Raw genomic sequence first — 14,676 nt, forward strand, 5'->3', positions numbered from 1 at the left:
CTTCCTTCAGACCCTACCGTTGGCCAATAACGCCCTTGCCATTCGGATTATCTTCCCCTTAGTCGGGGCGATTCAGGTTTCTTTCAACCTGACGGGTTTGCCAGCTTTGCTGGGCAAACAAAAAAGCAGCGCGGAAAAACGCACTGCTTCTTTCGTTTTTTAGCTAGTCAGCGTTGGCTTATAAGAAAGCAACACCTGGGCCATGCTCAGCCAGCGCTACCGGCGGGTATGGGTTGATACACGGGTCGCGCTTCTCTGCTGCGAACTGCCATAACTTGATGTACAACGCTTTGCGAATTGCCGCAAACTGAGGCTTCTCGGCAAGGTTTTTGGTCTCTTTCGGATCATTTTCTAGATCGTAAAGTTCATCAATATCAAAGCTGTTATAAACCAGTTTCCACTTGCTGGTTGTGATCGAACGCTGGATGCCGTAGATCTCGTTACCATTGGTTTGCGTGTATAGCGCCTCACGGAACGGGCCTTCTTGCTCTTCGCGCAGAAGCGGCACCAAGCTCTGGCCTGAGTTTTCAACCTCAGATTCAACGCCAGTCAGCTCAAGAATGGTCGATGCGAAGTCAACCAGGCTGACCATTTCGTGGCAGACCTGCCCCTTGGTCACACCCGGCACCTTCACGACGGCCGGTACATGGTAGGCTTCCTTGAAGCAAGGTAGCCCCTTAGTCCATAGGCCGTGGCTTGCCATGTAGTCACCGTGATCAGAGAGGAAAATCACAATGGTGTTATCTTCCTGGCCAGTCTCTTTCAGTTTCGCCAGCAACTTGCCGAACAGGTAATCTTCGTAGCTACATAGCGCCAAGTAGTGGTGAATCGTCTCTTTTTGCTCTTGCTCTGTCAGCACATCGAAGCGGGCACGAGTCTTACGGTATAGCCCCGGCTTATCTGCCATCACATCGTTAAACGTCTCAGGTAATTCGATATCATTGATGTCGTACAGATCCAGGAACTCCTGCGGTGCCGTGTAAGGATCATGCGGGCCACGGGTACCGACATACATACACCACGGCTGGTCGCTATCGGCATGGCGGTCCATCTTCTCTAGCGCATCGTCAACAATGGTGCCGTCTTTGAACGGGTCATCATTTTGGCCATACCATTTGAAGTGCGGGTAGCCGTTGCGCAGCAGGTAGCTGTGCTCACGCTCTTTGTCCAGTTCGAGATCTTTGTACTTCTCCCACATTTCTGCTTCTGGGCGGTAGTGGCAATCACGACCATTCAGTGTTTCGCCAAACAGGAACTCCTCGTGGAAACCGCGATCGGATGGGTTCTCAATATTTGATACGTGCCACTTACCTGAGTAAAGCATGCGGTAGCCCGCTTCGTTCAGATCTTCGGTCCAGGTTCTCACCCCTTCATAGAAACCACGCGACAAGGCGCTAGCCACTTCTACGTTGTTCCATACCCCGTGCTCTGTAGGGTATAAGCCCGTAAAGAACGTCGCGCGAGACGGGCAACAGTGCGGAGCAATGGTATTAGCATCAGCAAAGGTCATCGACTCTTGGCAGAACTCATCCATGACCGGCATCTTCGCCTTGTTGAATGGGAAAATAGAATCAGCACGCTGCTGATCGGTCATAAAAATTAATACGTTAGGCTTGTTCATCGTTCTTATTCCTATTTCGCTTCCGCTACTTCTGCATCAACACCAGCGTCTTTACCCGCTGCTTGGTTTTTCTTCGCTTCTTTCGAGATGTAGGCAATACCAATGCCTGTGAAGCCCCATAGTGCTGCGAAGAACAGTGCCGCGTAGTTTTGGATAGCCCAAGGTAGGTAATCAAGTACCGCCACACCCAGTGTGCCCGACATAAAGATTGCGCCCTGAGACCATGGAATCAGCGGGCCAATAACGGTACCGGCATCTTCAAGCGTTCGTGACAAGTTCTTAGAGCAAAGGTCGAACTTCTTGTACATGCCACCCATCAACTCAGCCGTTACGATAAGAGGCAGCTTACCTTCCGCAGTTACCAGCTGGACAGAGATTGCTGTTGCCATGGTTGAACAAATCAGACCGCCTACAGACTTAATGCGCTTGGCCATTTTCTCCATCATCAGATCCATACCGCCACATAGCCCAGTCACACTCGCGAACGAGAAGGCACAGAAGGCGAATAGCGTCAGGCGCATCATCTTCACCATACCACCACGGTTAACCAGCTTAGCCACATCCGCGTTCACCGCTTCAGTTAGACCGAACATCGCCGTGTTGAAACCGGTCATCATTGCGTCAACAGAGGTCTTGATATCAAAGCCCTGGAAGACAATTGCGTTGAAGATACCGAGGAACGCTGCAATCGCCATACAAGGGATTGGTGGGAACTTCTTGATCGCGCCACCAAGAACAAGCAGCGGCGGGATCAGCAGGAACAGGTTCATATTGAACAGTTGCTCGATTGACGCCAGCATGGCATCGACTTTTTCAGAGCCAGACGAAGCGATATCAAGCTGAAAACCAGCGAACAGGAACACCACCAATGCCAGCAATGCACTTGGAATTGTGGTCCAAAGCATATGGCGAATGTGGTCATAAATATCTGTACCCGTTACGATTGAAGCCATGTTGGTACTGTCTGACAGCGGCGACATCTTGTCACCAAAGTAAGCACCAGAGATCACCGCACCGGCAACCGCCGGCAATGGCGCGCCCATACCGGCTGCGATACCCATCAATGCCACACCGATAGTACCTACCGAGCCCCATGAAGTACCGGTACAGATTGAAACCAATGAGGTCACCACAAACGCGGTGACAAGCAAGTAATCAGGACTGATAATTTTCAGGCCGTAGTACACGATCATCGGGATGGTACCACCGGCCATCCACGCACCGATCATGGCACCCACCAAGATCAGGATGAAGTTAGCTGGCAGGGTTTCAGCAATCTTTTTAGTGATTGCCCCCATGATTTCTTTCCATTTGTAACCTTGGAACCATGCAACGGTACACGCAACCGCAGCCGAGGCCATCATAATAAATTCAACCGGTAGCTTTAATTGGCCATAGCCCACTACCAATAGAAAAACCATAGCCAAAATAGGAATTAATCCAAGGCTACGGTTGATGTTATTTTTCTTTTCTACCATCAGAAACCCCCTGTTTCTCATGCTGAATAAAACTAGTTATTGGAAATATAAAGAAAGAGTTATTTATTGAAGCTATTTATATGTCATCTATAAATAACTATTTATTTAATAGGGAACATCATAATAAGAGGGCGTTATTAGATTTATGATAAAAATCATAGTGATATTTTGTCACTACAATAGTTGAGAACTTCAACACAGCTTTATCTATAAAACTTATTAACCCACGCATTCATGTCACATAAATTATTAAAATAAACATTTTAAAGGTGCGTACGATCACATGAGGAAAACATGGCTAACTTTGCTATGATACATATCATATAAATCCATTAATAAGTAATGATAGTTTAATAGTAATCTGAAAATAAAATTAGGATACCACTATGATTGGCGGAATAAGCCCTTGGCAACTGGCTATTGTTGCTCTAATTGTCGTACTGTTATTTGGAACAAAGAAGTTGCGTACACTGGGAACCGATTTAGGAGAAGGGCTAAACGCATTTAAGAAAGCAGTGGATGAACCTCAAGCTAACAAGCCAGATGAGAAAAATAACTATACTGACTCTTCAATTTAAACAAAAAAAGCACGATACAAAATTAGTGCATCGTGCCTTTAAAATTCAATATTAGTATCATAAGTACAAAAGAGAGCTTTCACTCTCTTTTGATTCTTTTTAGTTACTTGAAAGCTGGTCCGTGATCCCACTCATCTTTCCACAAACCTTTCTTACGCAATTCAGCTTCTTTACCAAACTTACGGAAATAGAACGGTAGCTCAGCATCACTAAAGCGTGCACGTGGTAATGGCTCATCACACAGGCGCATAATCACCGTACCGATGATCTGGCTATGACGCTTAACGTCATCAACAGAGATTTTATCCATGGTATCCATGTGTGTATGATAAATTTCTTGCAAACGCTCTTCACCAATTTCCATATCATGATATGGGTTAAGTGATGGCACACCATCCACCAAGAAACTACGCTGGTCACTACCAAAGCCAACCATATGGTCACGGTTTTCGTTAATGTACTCAGGGTAAATCTCTCGTATCACTTCACCTAAGTTATCCAGCATCTGCTTGGCTTCCGGTACTCCAAAGGTGTTAAAGCCTTTCGCATTACCTGACATGTCGATATTCACGTAGTACTTAAGGTTTTCACGTAAACCACGACTAGTCATTTCAGCAATATAGGCTTCTGAGCCCATCATACCCTGTTCTTCAGCACCGAATAGTACGAAGTGGATGGTACGTTTTGGTTGATAGCCAATTTGCATAAAAGCATTGGCAATATCAATAATTGTAAAACAGCCTGAGCCGTTATCAACCGCCCCCGGCCCCAAATCCCAACTGTCAATGTGGCCACCAACAACAATGATTTCATCTGGCTTCTCGCTACCTTGAAGTTCGGCTACGATATTAATTTCTTCTTTACTTTCCCAGTTTTTATTTGTGATAGATGCTTTAATTTTAATTGGTGATGAACCACGCTCTAATAAATAATCTCTTAGCTCTTCGCCATCAGTTTTTTTAATATTTAATGCAGGGATAGCAATAGCCCTTTTACTATCAGGTATACCAGCCCCAGCAGCATTTAACACATCTCGTTTATTAATAATTATCAGAGCAAGCGCACCGTGTTGAGCAAAGCGTTCAGCTTTCTCACCGCGGCCTAGTTTTTCGTCACCACCAGCACCAGTAGCAAGAATAACCTTATTGGCATAAGTAGTTGATATAGAGTTATCAGGTACAAAGTCACCGACATATACTAACTCTGCTTCACTATCCTCGCTAATCAATGTTTCATCAGGAGAACGGGCAAAACAGATAACATCCAATGGTTCCCATACACCAGACTCTTTACGCTCAATTTCAACAGTACAAGTATTTCGATTCCAAACCTGCGCTTTAAATTGCCACGGTTCCACCGGTGAAATACCAATTTCGCCGAAAAGATTAATACAGTATTCTTCAGAATCACGTAGTGGCTGTGTACCAACCATACGAGTTCCAAAAGTATCTATAAACTCTCCTAGTTTTTCATGGCCAATGGAACTACTCGATATATGCTCCCAAAGTTCTACCATCTTTGGAATTGCATCAGTCGGGACATCAGACTTTGAAAGCGTGTCGAAAAAATTACAGCCTGATAAAGCTGGAGCCATTGCAACAGCGCCTGCACCGTAACCCATTTTCTTCAAAAAACTACGTCGATTGTGGTCCATTTGTCACTCCGTTATTGGATATATCTTATTGTTTTAAACCACGTTATTAGAAGGGATATTGACTGGTTTTTATTATGACAAATATCATATCAACCATTCTATAAATTAGAACCACGAAGAAAATCACAAATTCTGAAAATAAAAAAAGGGTAATGGTTATCTCCATCACCCTTTTAATAATTAATTTTTAAACTAATTATATATTATCACATGCCAATTAATGTCATGAATAAACTAATACTTATGATTGCGATTGAAACCATATACATACCGCTATCAGTAATATTTTTAACCACCCTAACTGCCAGCGGCACACCAATAAATGAACCAGCAACAAGTACCAAGGCTGTCGCGATATCGCTCTGACCGCCGCTGCTGTATTTGATGGCTGAAATACCTGATAGCACCAAGGCAATAACAATCGAAGAACCGACTGAGCGTTTAATATCAACGCCAAGAATCGAGTTTAAGGTTGGCAAAATTAAGACTCCACCACCGACTCCGGTTGAGCCGATGATCGCCCCACAAGCTGCACCAGAGCTAATACCTTTCACTTTATTGTCGCCCTTAACTTCAGTCGCCTCTACACCTGATTTAGACTTCCTCAGTTTGATAATCATACTTGCCAAAGCGAAAGACATGATAGAGATAATCAGCACTTCAACGACGCTGTTGATCATACTGTTGTATTTCGGGTTTGCCGTCAGCCTTACAATCACTTCCGTGATAGCGAAGGTAACGGGTACGGCGCCCATTAATACGTAAGATACTTCTTTCCAAGAAACATTTTTAGCCACAACGTGTGAGATAGCCGCATTCACTTTTACCAGTGACGAAATAACACTTGCTGTACCCACGGCTAATACTGGGTTCATACCAAATGCAAGTTGTAGAATAGGGATAATAAGTACTCCGCCACCCACACCGGTTAAACCAAGGCAAAATCCAATGACCGCGCCAAACATCAACCGAATAAATAGTTCATTCAAAGTTAATGTTATAAATAAATCTTGATATAACGTTTCCATAGAGCCTGCTGTACGTATTGCTGTATGAGTTTAATGTAATACAACTTCTTCTACTGACTTATGATAAAAAGCATAAACATAAATAAATTTATAACTATGGCCACGAACCATAAGTCCGAGTTGTTTATACTGGTAAAAAAAAACCTTAACCAAGCGGTTAAGGCTAAAACAAAAGGAATAAAAAATAGATTGCATCAAATTACATGAAAAAGACGGAGACACTTAGCACAGTATTTACTCACATCTTGGTCAGTATTAAATATCAAATTGACTGTTTTACTTATGACAGGGATCATAACGAGAAAGGAAACAATGAAAAAAGCCTTAATAAAAATAAAGCCTCGCTATTTCTAACGAGGCTTTATTAAGTAAATTAATAAATCATTTATAGTTTATTAAATACCGCAATGATTCGCTCTATCTGCTCTTCCACTTGGCTACGCGGGCAACCTAGGTTCAAACGCACGAAGCCTTTACCCATTTCACCAAAGCTGGCCCCCATTGAAGGGATCACTTTCGCTTCTTCGATGATTTTATGCTTAAGGGCATCATCATCGATACCAAAGGCACTGAAATCTAGCCATGCCAAGTAGCTCGACTCAGGCAGTTTAAAACGTACCTGAGGCAGCTGCTCTGCCAACATCTGTTGTGCTAACAGCATATTACCTTCGATGTAGCTACGTAGCTCGTTTAGCCACTGCTCACCGTCTTTATATGCAGCCATGATCGCAGTAATGCTCAATGCATCATAAACATCAAACCCGAATGCCAGCATGCGGGCTTCCAGCTTTTCGCCAAGCTCAAGGTTTGGCACCATCATGTTGGCAATACGCATAGAAGCAAAGCCAAAGGTTTTGGTTGGTGCTAAGCATACTGCCATGTTGTCATGGTATTGCTTAGGCAGGCGCAAGGCACTGTGATACTTGTGGCCAAAGAAGGTCAGATCGGCCCAAATTTCATCAACGATTAGGAAAACATTGTGCTTTTGGCATAGCTCAGCCACCTTAAGCAGCTCCGCTTCTTGCCACACACGGCCAATTGGGTTGTGAGGGTTGCACAGGATCATGGCTTTTAAGTCACCAGCCAACGCCTTATCCAGCGCATCAAAGTCCATTGCGTAAGCACCGTCTTCGGTTTTCACCAGTGGGCTATCAATGGCTTCACGACCAATACCAGTAATCGCACGTTCAAAGGCATGGTAAACCGGGTTCTGGATAAGTACCTTGTCGCCAGGCTTGGTCATGGTTTGCATCATCAACACAATCGCAGGGATCACACCGGGAATAGTGTGGAACCATTCACGCTCAACCGTGGTGTTGTGGTGCTTCTGATACCAATCAGTTACTGCCGTGAAGTAATCTTCGCTTACACCGGTATAGCCCATCACACCATGGTCAATACGTTCGTGCAGTGCCTTCTGAACTGCCGCAGGCACTTGGAAGTCATAGTCTGCCAGGCCACTTGGAATCGTGCCGCTGACATTATCAGTATGCCTAAAACGGAAGTCCCACTTCAGGCAGCTGGTGTCGCGGCGGTTAATAACAGTATCAAAATCACACATAATGTTTTCCTACTAAAAAAGGTGGCTTTGCAGCCACCTTATATATCGTTTTTGTGCTTACTTAGCTGCTGCAGCGTCGGCGACTTCAGCAGCCTGTTCAGGCTTTTTTTCGGTTGGTTCGTCATCTGAGATTGGTGCGATACCAATGCCAGTGAAGCCCCAGATTGCAGCGAAGATCATCGCTACGTAGTTAACAATTGCCCATGGTAGGTAATCTAGCGTTGCAACACCTAGCGTACTCGCCATGAATAGACCAGCCAGTGTCCAAGGCATTAGCGGCTCAGTAACCGTACCCGCATCCTCGATGGTACGAGAAAGGTTCTTACGAGACAGGCCAAACTTCTTGTACACGCCACCTAGTAGCTCAGAAGTCACTAGAAGCGGTAGTTTTGCTTCAGAAGTAATGGTCTGAACCGTTAGCGTCGTTGCCATTGTTGAACAAATTAGCGCGCCTACAGACTGAATACGCTTCGCTAGTTTTTCCATGATTAGGTCAAGACCGCCGCTTAGCGATGTCACACTTGCGAATGCAAATGCACAGAAAGCAAACAGGGTGATCTTCATCATGCCAGCCATACCGCCACGCTGTACCAGTTTAACAACGTCAGCGTTAAGCTCAGTTTCAAGGCCAAACATTGCCACCTTGAAGCCAGTCATCATTGCATCTACTGCACTCTTGATGTCAAAGCCCTGGAAAGCAATGGCGTTGAACACACCTAGTAGAGAAGCAAATAGCATCACTGGAACGGTAGGCCACTTCTTAAGAGCACCAAACAGTACAAGGATTGGCGGAAGGAACACAAGTACGTTCAGGCTGTATAGGCTATCAAGCGTTAGAAGCATGTCTGTTACTTTATCAGATGTTGCTTCAACGGCATCAAGCTGGAAACCGATGAATAGGAAAACCACACAAGCTACGATTGCACTTGGGATTGTTGTCCATAGCATGTGACGAACGTGCTCGTATAGCGGGGTTTCCGTTACGATTGCAGCCATGTTCGTACTATCTGAAAGCGGCGATAGTTTATCACCGAAGTACGCACCAGATACGACCGCACCGGCAACCGCTGGCAATGGCGCACCCATCACGCCTGCAATACCCATCAGTGCCACACCGATAGTACTTGCAGAACCCCAAGATGTACCCGTACATAGTGATACAGCCGCTGTTACAAGGAATGCAGTAACAAGAATGAAATCAGGGCTGATTAGCTGAAGGCCGTAGTATACCAGCGCTGGGATAGTACCACCGGCCATCCAGCTACCAATCATCGCACCGACAAGGATAAGGATGAAGTTTGCTGGCAAAATCGTAGATAGCTTACCAACGATAGTATCGATGATATTTTTCCACGAATAACCCTGGTAGCAAGCCACCAAACCCGCAACCGTTGCAGATGAAAGCATGATGAATTCAACAGGCAGCTTCAGGTAACCGTAGCCCACAGAAAGCATGAATACCATCCATACGATTGGAATTAACCCAAGTCTTTTGTCAATGTTGTCTTTTTTAATTGTCATCGTTTTATAACCAGTAGGGTACAGAAATAATATTTAGAACTTTTGCTTTTTGTCTTCTACGTGAACGCCTTTTGTTGGCATTCCTGTGTCGTAATCACGTACAACGGGCGCATAGCCATCTTTCGGACGAGGACGGAACGCACCCATCCACTCTGCTTCTTTATCGTCACGCCATTCACGCATTGCCCACTCGTAAGTACGGAACGGGTCGCGGCTATCGAAAATCTTCTCAAGCAACTGGTCATGCAGCTCGTTACGGATAGTGGCGAAAGACGCTTCATTGATCAGGTTGTTTAGCTCGTCAGGATCATTGATGCGGTCATATAGCTCATCAGTAACAAACAGGTTCAGTACCATCTTGTATTCGTTGGTCACTAGGCAGCGAACAGGGATAAAGCCACCGAACGAGTCATGTTCGATCTCGTAACGGTTGAACTCAACCATGATGCCGCGCTTGTTCTCTGCGTTTTCTGGCTTGAATAGCGGAGAAATATCATCACCGTGAAGAATTTCAGGCACAGATAGACCAGCCATTGACAGCATGGTCGGCATTAGGTCGATGTGGCTTACTGGTGTGTTAACTTCACCGCGATCTTGCTCTGCCTGCTCCATTGGGGGGCGGATAATAAAAGGAACACGGGTGATGTCGTCGTACATCGCCGCGCCTTTGCTGATCAGGCGGTGTGCACCCATCATTTCACCGTGGTCAGAGGTATAGATAACCCAAGTGTTCTCGATTTGCTTTTCGTCAAGCGCATCAACAATACGGCCGATTTCGTCATCAACGAAGTCGTTACACGCAAAGTACATTGGATGGCGGTATTTACCATCTTCGCCCACTGGTGATGGCATTGCCTTAGACCAGAACTTATGGTGGCGTGGCTTGTTCTCAAGCGTGTCGGTCGCCTTCTCGCCTAGGTCGTAAGCAAAGTCTTCGTACTTATCAACATACTCTGGCGGGCAGGTAAACGGGTGGTGCGGCTCATCGTAAGATAGAACCAACAAGAACGGCTTATCAGCATCACGCTCTTCTAGGAATTGCAGACCACGGTTGGAAATACGGTGACCCCAAATGAATTCCTTGCCGATGTTGTGCTTGCGCAGGTCTTCTGCTGTGTTTAGACTATTACGCCACAATTCAATTTCATGATCAGTCAATTCTGCTAGGTAGTTAGCACCATCGTACCAGTATTTACCATCCCACTCTTCAGGACACTCACCCGTGCCGAAGTAGTCATGACCATCTAAGTGCCACTTACCAACGTAAGTGGTATGGTAGCCACCGTCTTTGAATAGTCGACCCATGGTATTAATATTTGAACCAGGAGCAACGTTATTAGTCCAAGGGCCTGAAGTGTTTGAATAAATACCTGTAAATAAACCAGCTCGGGCAGGGGTACATACGGGCGCAGTTGTATAACCTGAATTAAATTTAATACCTTTTTCTGCTAATGCATCAATGTTATTAGTATTGAGTTCTTTATTACCCGTGTAGCAACCAACCATATTAGTTGCCTGAGTATCTGTCATGATGAAGATGAAATTTGGTTTAGTCATAGCACTTATCAACCGTTCTTTACTTTGCGGCTACTTTAACGAAAGCAACCTCTGAAAATTATGATTTTAGTCATATTTGAAAATTGCCGATTTAATATTGTGATCGCACACACAAAGCAAGAAAAATCCATCAATTAGCACAAGCTAAATTAACAAGTGGAAACGTTAACACCACCTCTTACCCACAAAAAGATAAGCCATTGAAATAAATGAAAATAACAACAATAAAAACATTCATAAAAAAGATATTTAAAAATCACTAACATTAGAAATACTTATGGTTTGGGCTGGTTGATTTTTTATGAAATATTTTGTTACATTTAACGTGAGGTAGGGTGGTAGGTAACACCGAATCTTATTGATAATATTTATATGTCGAAGTGCAGAGCATAGTTCAAGAAATTATATGACTAAATTTGTTAGAACACCTTTTCATATCATGGCAAAGCCAACCAGCTTTGAATGTAATTTATCTTGTGATTATTGTTTTTATCTTGAAAAAGAAAAATATTACAACAAAAAAAAGCAAGCCGTAGCCATGAATGACGAAGTGCTTCGCCAATATATTAAGCAATATATTCAGTCACAAGATACTGATAGTATTAATTTTGCATGGCAAGGTGGCGAGCCAACAATGGCCGGCCTTGCGTTTTATGAAAAAGCAATTAAATACCAAAAGCAGTTTGCTAATGGTAAAAATATCAGTAATTCGATCCAGACCAACGGTATTTTGTTCAACCAGAAGTGGGCTGACTTTCTAGCTGAAAACCAATTCCTTGTCGGTCTATCTATTGATGGGCCAGAAGCGCTGCACAACAAATACCGGGTGACCAACAGCGGTAAAGGCACCTTTGACAAAGTCATTAAGTCGTTGGAATTACTGCAGAAAAATAAGGTTGAATACAATACCTTAACCGTAGTAAACAGTGTCAACCAAGAGCACCCGCTCGAGGTATACCGTTTCTTGAAAGAAATTGGTTCGGCATATCAGCAATATATTCCTATTGTAGAAACCCGGCACAACATTTTCTCCGATCCGTCATTAATCACCGCCTGTGATCCGGAAGGCAACCACTTGCTGCCTTGGAGCGTGGACGGACTCAGCTACGGCAAGTTCATGACCACAATCTTTGACGAGTGGGTGCGCAACGACATAGGTCAGGTGTTTATTCAACTGTTCGACACCACGCTGGGCAGCTGGGCTGGCTACCAGCCAGGATTGTGCATCTTCCAAGAAGAGTGCGGCAGCGCCATGGTGATTGAACGCAACGGCGATCTCTATTCATGTGATCACTACGTTTACCCAGAATTTAAGCTGGGCAACGTGCTGGATAAAAACATGTCAAAACTTGCTCAGTCAAAGCAGCAAGTTAAGTTCGGTAAAGCGAAAAAAAGCAAAATAGCGAAAGAATGCCTTGAATGTGAGTTCCGCTTCGCCTGTAACGGTGGCTGTCCTAAGCATCGCATTAGCTTGCAGGCTAATGGCGACCGACAAAACCACTTATGCGAAGGCTATAAGCACTTCTTCAGCCAAACCAAGCCATACATGCTTGCCATGGTGAACGAATTGCGCCAGCGCCGCTCACCAGCCAATGTCATGGCTTACGCTGATGCTATCGCTGCTCAAAGCAAATAAGTTGGTATGTTATGAACACGCTTCCATCATCCCTTGATACATACACAAAACACCTATGCTTTGATAAAACGGAATTTATCTACGACAACGGTGAGGTGCCTTCAAGGTTCTATTTCATTAACTCTGGATTGGTCACACTAAAATGTGTGTCAGACTCAGGCAAAGACAGTATTCTGCGCCTTTACCAAGAAGGTGAATTCTTCGGTTTCCGCTCAATGATCTCGAACGAGAAATACTATGCATCAGCACGTGCTTTGATCGATTGCGACGTGACATTTATCCGTATTCCAACCTTGGAGCTGCTGAACCAGGTATCGCCGGAAACCAGCTCTCTACTGTTTGCACAGTTGGCGAAAGAGTTACGTGAAGCCGAGCAGCGCATGGCAAAAATTGCCACCAGCAAAGTGAAGGATCGGGTACTGGATTCAATCTACCACCTGATCAATAACTACCCGGACTACCCATGGACTCGCCGTGAAATCGGTGAATACTGCGGAAGCGAAACCGAAACCATTATCCGAGTATGCCGCCAGCTAAAATCCGAAGGGCATATTGATATTTCCAACCGGAAAATCACCCTGCCACCAAGGCACTAAACGGCTATTCAGACAAAAAGCCATCATGACGATGGCTTTTTGATATTGGAAAGACACCAATTAGCCAAGATGTTGCTTGGCAGCGTCTTCCCAGTCGGTCAGCAGCTGCATGATCTGGCGTGAGTCTGCCGGCGTTGCTGCAGGGCGTGCCAATGCCTTCTTCCCCCGCTCTACTGCATGCCTGATTGCCCTTACCTGATACAAGAAGCCATTGCCATCAGCATTGACGGTTACCACCTTGGACGGTTGTTCATACTCGGTGATCACCAGTTGGTTTTCTTGTTCTGGCAACCAGGGATTCGTTGCCAATTGCAAGCTACCTTTTGAGCCAAGTACCGTAAACTCAGCATGCAAACCATAGTCTTCAGCGGTATGAAGTTGTGCCATGACCCCATTGGCAAAGCGCAAGTTCACTGTCGACTCACAGACATTGCCGTCTGCCCCTTTGCGCCCCATCGCTGATAGTTCATAGCTGCTTACTGCCGCTACATCACAACACTGCTGCATAATAAGATGCGTTAGCGACGCCGGGTAGCAACCTAGGTTGTATATCGCGCCTTTGCTATCAGGATTCACAAATTGCGAAATGGCCGCCGTGTATTGGCCATTGATTGTACGAACATCTCCAATGGCACCGCTATTAATCACATCTAATATCTCGGCCACCAAAGGATGATTTAAGTACATCAGGCCTTCAGCAAAGAAGACTTGGTTGCGCTCAACAGCAGCCAGCGCTTGATCGGTTTTATCCATATCAACCGACAAGGACTTTTCACACAAAATGGCCTTGCCGGCATCGGCAGCCTTAACCACATACTCATGATGGAGGTGATTAGGTAAAGCGATATAGACAATATCGACTTGCTCATCGGCAATCACCGCATCATAGCTATCGTAGACAACCGGAATACCGTATTGCTCGGCCATTGCCGTGCGCGGCGCTTCAGAGCGTCCAGCCACTGCATAAAGCTCGGTGTTACCCTCTAGCTGGATGGCATCAGCCATCACGCCGGAAATAAAGCTGGTTCCTAGCACGCCCCACTTTAATGGCTGACTCATTGTGTATCCCCTTGATTCATCAAATTGGTTTCAAAAGCTTGAACTAACTCAGTTATACCTAATTGAATAAAATGCTGGGTATGGGCAGCATTGAAATGTTGCTGAAACGCCGCTTCGTCATCATAGCGCTCCCACAAAATAAATCGGCGTGGATCGCTGTTATCTTGGTGGGCAACAGCCATTGAACAACCGGGTTCGCTGTTCATCCCTTGGCAAAAAGCAGCAATGGCTTGTTTTGCCTCACCCAAATCAACCTCAGCCTTTACCCTGATTTCTGCGGTAATAAATAACCCTGGCTCAAACATTACCTCTGGCTCAAACATAGTACCAATGCCTCTGTAATCGATAATTATCGCACTGTAATTGACAATTCATGCTTGATAAACA

General features: G+C 45.0%; 12 protein-coding genes. 3 read left to right on the forward strand and 9 right to left on the reverse strand.

Annotation, left to right across the window (positions count from 1 at the left end):
* Positions 1 to 178: 178 nt before the first annotated feature.
* The gene (locus C9I98_RS17995; protein WP_036828810.1) at positions 179 to 1,621 is read right to left on the reverse strand and encodes a sulfatase family protein; all 1,443 of its coding nucleotides are present in this window, start codon (positions 1,619 to 1,621) and stop codon (positions 179 to 181) included.
* Between the two features lie 11 nt (positions 1,622 to 1,632).
* Positions 1,633 to 3,099 (reverse strand): Na+/H+ antiporter NhaC, encoded by a 1,467-nt coding sequence (nhaC, locus tag C9I98_RS18000; RefSeq protein ID WP_107272302.1) that lies wholly within the window; start codon positions 3,097 to 3,099, stop codon positions 1,633 to 1,635.
* Positions 3,100 to 3,488: 389 nt separating this feature from the next.
* Between nhaC (C9I98_RS18000) and tatA the strand changes: the two genes are divergently transcribed.
* On the forward strand, positions 3,489 to 3,677 hold the full coding sequence (gene tatA, locus C9I98_RS18005) for a twin-arginine translocase TatA/TatE family subunit (protein ID WP_107272327.1): 189 nt from the start codon (positions 3,489 to 3,491) through the stop codon (positions 3,675 to 3,677).
* Positions 3,678 to 3,780: 103 nt separating this feature from the next.
* Here tatA and C9I98_RS18010 read toward each other — a convergent pair whose 3' ends face one another.
* The 5 genes from C9I98_RS18010 to C9I98_RS18030 form a co-directional block, all read right to left on the reverse strand.
* Positions 3,781 to 5,331: a M20/M25/M40 family metallo-hydrolase gene (locus C9I98_RS18010; RefSeq protein ID WP_036825267.1), complete on the reverse strand. Its 1,551-nt coding sequence runs from the start codon at positions 5,329 to 5,331 to the stop codon at positions 3,781 to 3,783.
* 206 nt (positions 5,332 to 5,537) lie between these two features.
* On the reverse strand, positions 5,538 to 6,359 hold the full coding sequence (locus C9I98_RS18015; protein ID WP_107272303.1) for a sulfite exporter TauE/SafE family protein: 822 nt from the start codon (positions 6,357 to 6,359) through the stop codon (positions 5,538 to 5,540).
* 385 nt (positions 6,360 to 6,744) lie between these two features.
* The gene (locus tag C9I98_RS18020) at positions 6,745 to 7,920 is read right to left on the reverse strand and encodes a MalY/PatB family protein (protein ID WP_107272304.1); all 1,176 of its coding nucleotides are present in this window, start codon (positions 7,918 to 7,920) and stop codon (positions 6,745 to 6,747) included.
* A gap of 57 nt (positions 7,921 to 7,977) precedes the next feature.
* On the reverse strand, positions 7,978 to 9,441 hold the full coding sequence (nhaC, locus tag C9I98_RS18025; RefSeq protein WP_036818018.1) for a Na+/H+ antiporter NhaC: 1,464 nt from the start codon (positions 9,439 to 9,441) through the stop codon (positions 7,978 to 7,980).
* A gap of 33 nt (positions 9,442 to 9,474) precedes the next feature.
* Positions 9,475 to 10,998, reverse strand: coding sequence for a sulfatase-like hydrolase/transferase (locus C9I98_RS18030; protein ID WP_036818020.1), 1,524 nt, complete (start codon positions 10,996 to 10,998; stop codon positions 9,475 to 9,477).
* Positions 10,999 to 11,437: 439 nt separating this feature from the next.
* Between C9I98_RS18030 and C9I98_RS18035 the strand changes: the two genes are divergently transcribed.
* Together C9I98_RS18035 and C9I98_RS18040 are read left to right on the forward strand one after the other, a co-directional pair.
* Positions 11,438 to 12,634, forward strand: coding sequence for an anaerobic sulfatase maturase (locus C9I98_RS18035; protein ID WP_036817528.1), 1,197 nt, complete (start codon positions 11,438 to 11,440; stop codon positions 12,632 to 12,634).
* An 11-nt stretch (positions 12,635 to 12,645) separates the two neighbouring features.
* Complete coding sequence (locus tag C9I98_RS18040; protein ID WP_036817527.1) at positions 12,646 to 13,230, forward strand: Crp/Fnr family transcriptional regulator; 585 nt, start codon at positions 12,646 to 12,648, stop codon at positions 13,228 to 13,230.
* 60 nt (positions 13,231 to 13,290) lie between these two features.
* Here C9I98_RS18040 and C9I98_RS18045 read toward each other — a convergent pair whose 3' ends face one another.
* Entirely contained in the window at positions 13,291 to 14,289 is a 999-nt protein-coding gene (locus C9I98_RS18045) for a Gfo/Idh/MocA family protein (RefSeq protein ID WP_036817526.1), read from the reverse strand.
* Positions 14,286 to 14,612 (reverse strand): putative quinol monooxygenase, encoded by a 327-nt coding sequence (locus C9I98_RS18050; RefSeq protein WP_245907182.1) that lies wholly within the window; start codon positions 14,610 to 14,612, stop codon positions 14,286 to 14,288. The genes C9I98_RS18045 and C9I98_RS18050 overlap by 4 nt, the downstream gene beginning before the upstream one ends.
* Positions 14,613 to 14,676: the final 64 nt, after the last annotated feature.

Source organism: Photobacterium sanctipauli (assembly GCF_003026495.1).
GTDB lineage: Bacteria > Pseudomonadota > Gammaproteobacteria > Enterobacterales > Vibrionaceae > Photobacterium > Photobacterium sanctipauli.

What these genes read in the sequence shown, in the direction of transcription:
- nhaC (WP_107272302.1), bottom strand. Translation starts at nt 3,099, where the DNA reads ATGGTAGAAAAGAAAAATAACATCAACCGTAGCCTTGGATTAATTCCT.
- C9I98_RS18035 (WP_036817528.1), top strand. Translation starts at nt 11,438, where the DNA reads ATGGCAAAGCCAACCAGCTTTGAATGTAATTTATCTTGTGATTATTGT.
- C9I98_RS18020 (WP_107272304.1), bottom strand. Translation starts at nt 7,920, where the DNA reads ATGTGTGATTTTGATACTGTTATTAACCGCCGCGACACCAGCTGCCTG.
- C9I98_RS18040 (WP_036817527.1), top strand. Translation starts at nt 12,646, where the DNA reads ATGAACACGCTTCCATCATCCCTTGATACATACACAAAACACCTATGC.
- C9I98_RS18030 (WP_036818020.1), bottom strand. Translation starts at nt 10,998, where the DNA reads ATGACTAAACCAAATTTCATCTTCATCATGACAGATACTCAGGCAACT.
- C9I98_RS18010 (WP_036825267.1), bottom strand. Translation starts at nt 5,331, where the DNA reads ATGGACCACAATCGACGTAGTTTTTTGAAGAAAATGGGTTACGGTGCA.
- nhaC (WP_036818018.1), bottom strand. Translation starts at nt 9,441, where the DNA reads ATGACAATTAAAAAAGACAACATTGACAAAAGACTTGGGTTAATTCCA.
- C9I98_RS18015 (WP_107272303.1), bottom strand. Translation starts at nt 6,359, where the DNA reads ATGGAAACGTTATATCAAGATTTATTTATAACATTAACTTTGAATGAA.
- C9I98_RS18045 (WP_036817526.1), bottom strand. Translation starts at nt 14,289, where the DNA reads ATGAGTCAGCCATTAAAGTGGGGCGTGCTAGGAACCAGCTTTATTTCC.
- C9I98_RS17995 (WP_036828810.1), bottom strand. Translation starts at nt 1,621, where the DNA reads ATGAACAAGCCTAACGTATTAATTTTTATGACCGATCAGCAGCGTGCT.
- C9I98_RS18050 (WP_245907182.1), bottom strand. Translation starts at nt 14,612, where the DNA reads ATGTTTGAGCCAGAGGTAATGTTTGAGCCAGGGTTATTTATTACCGCA.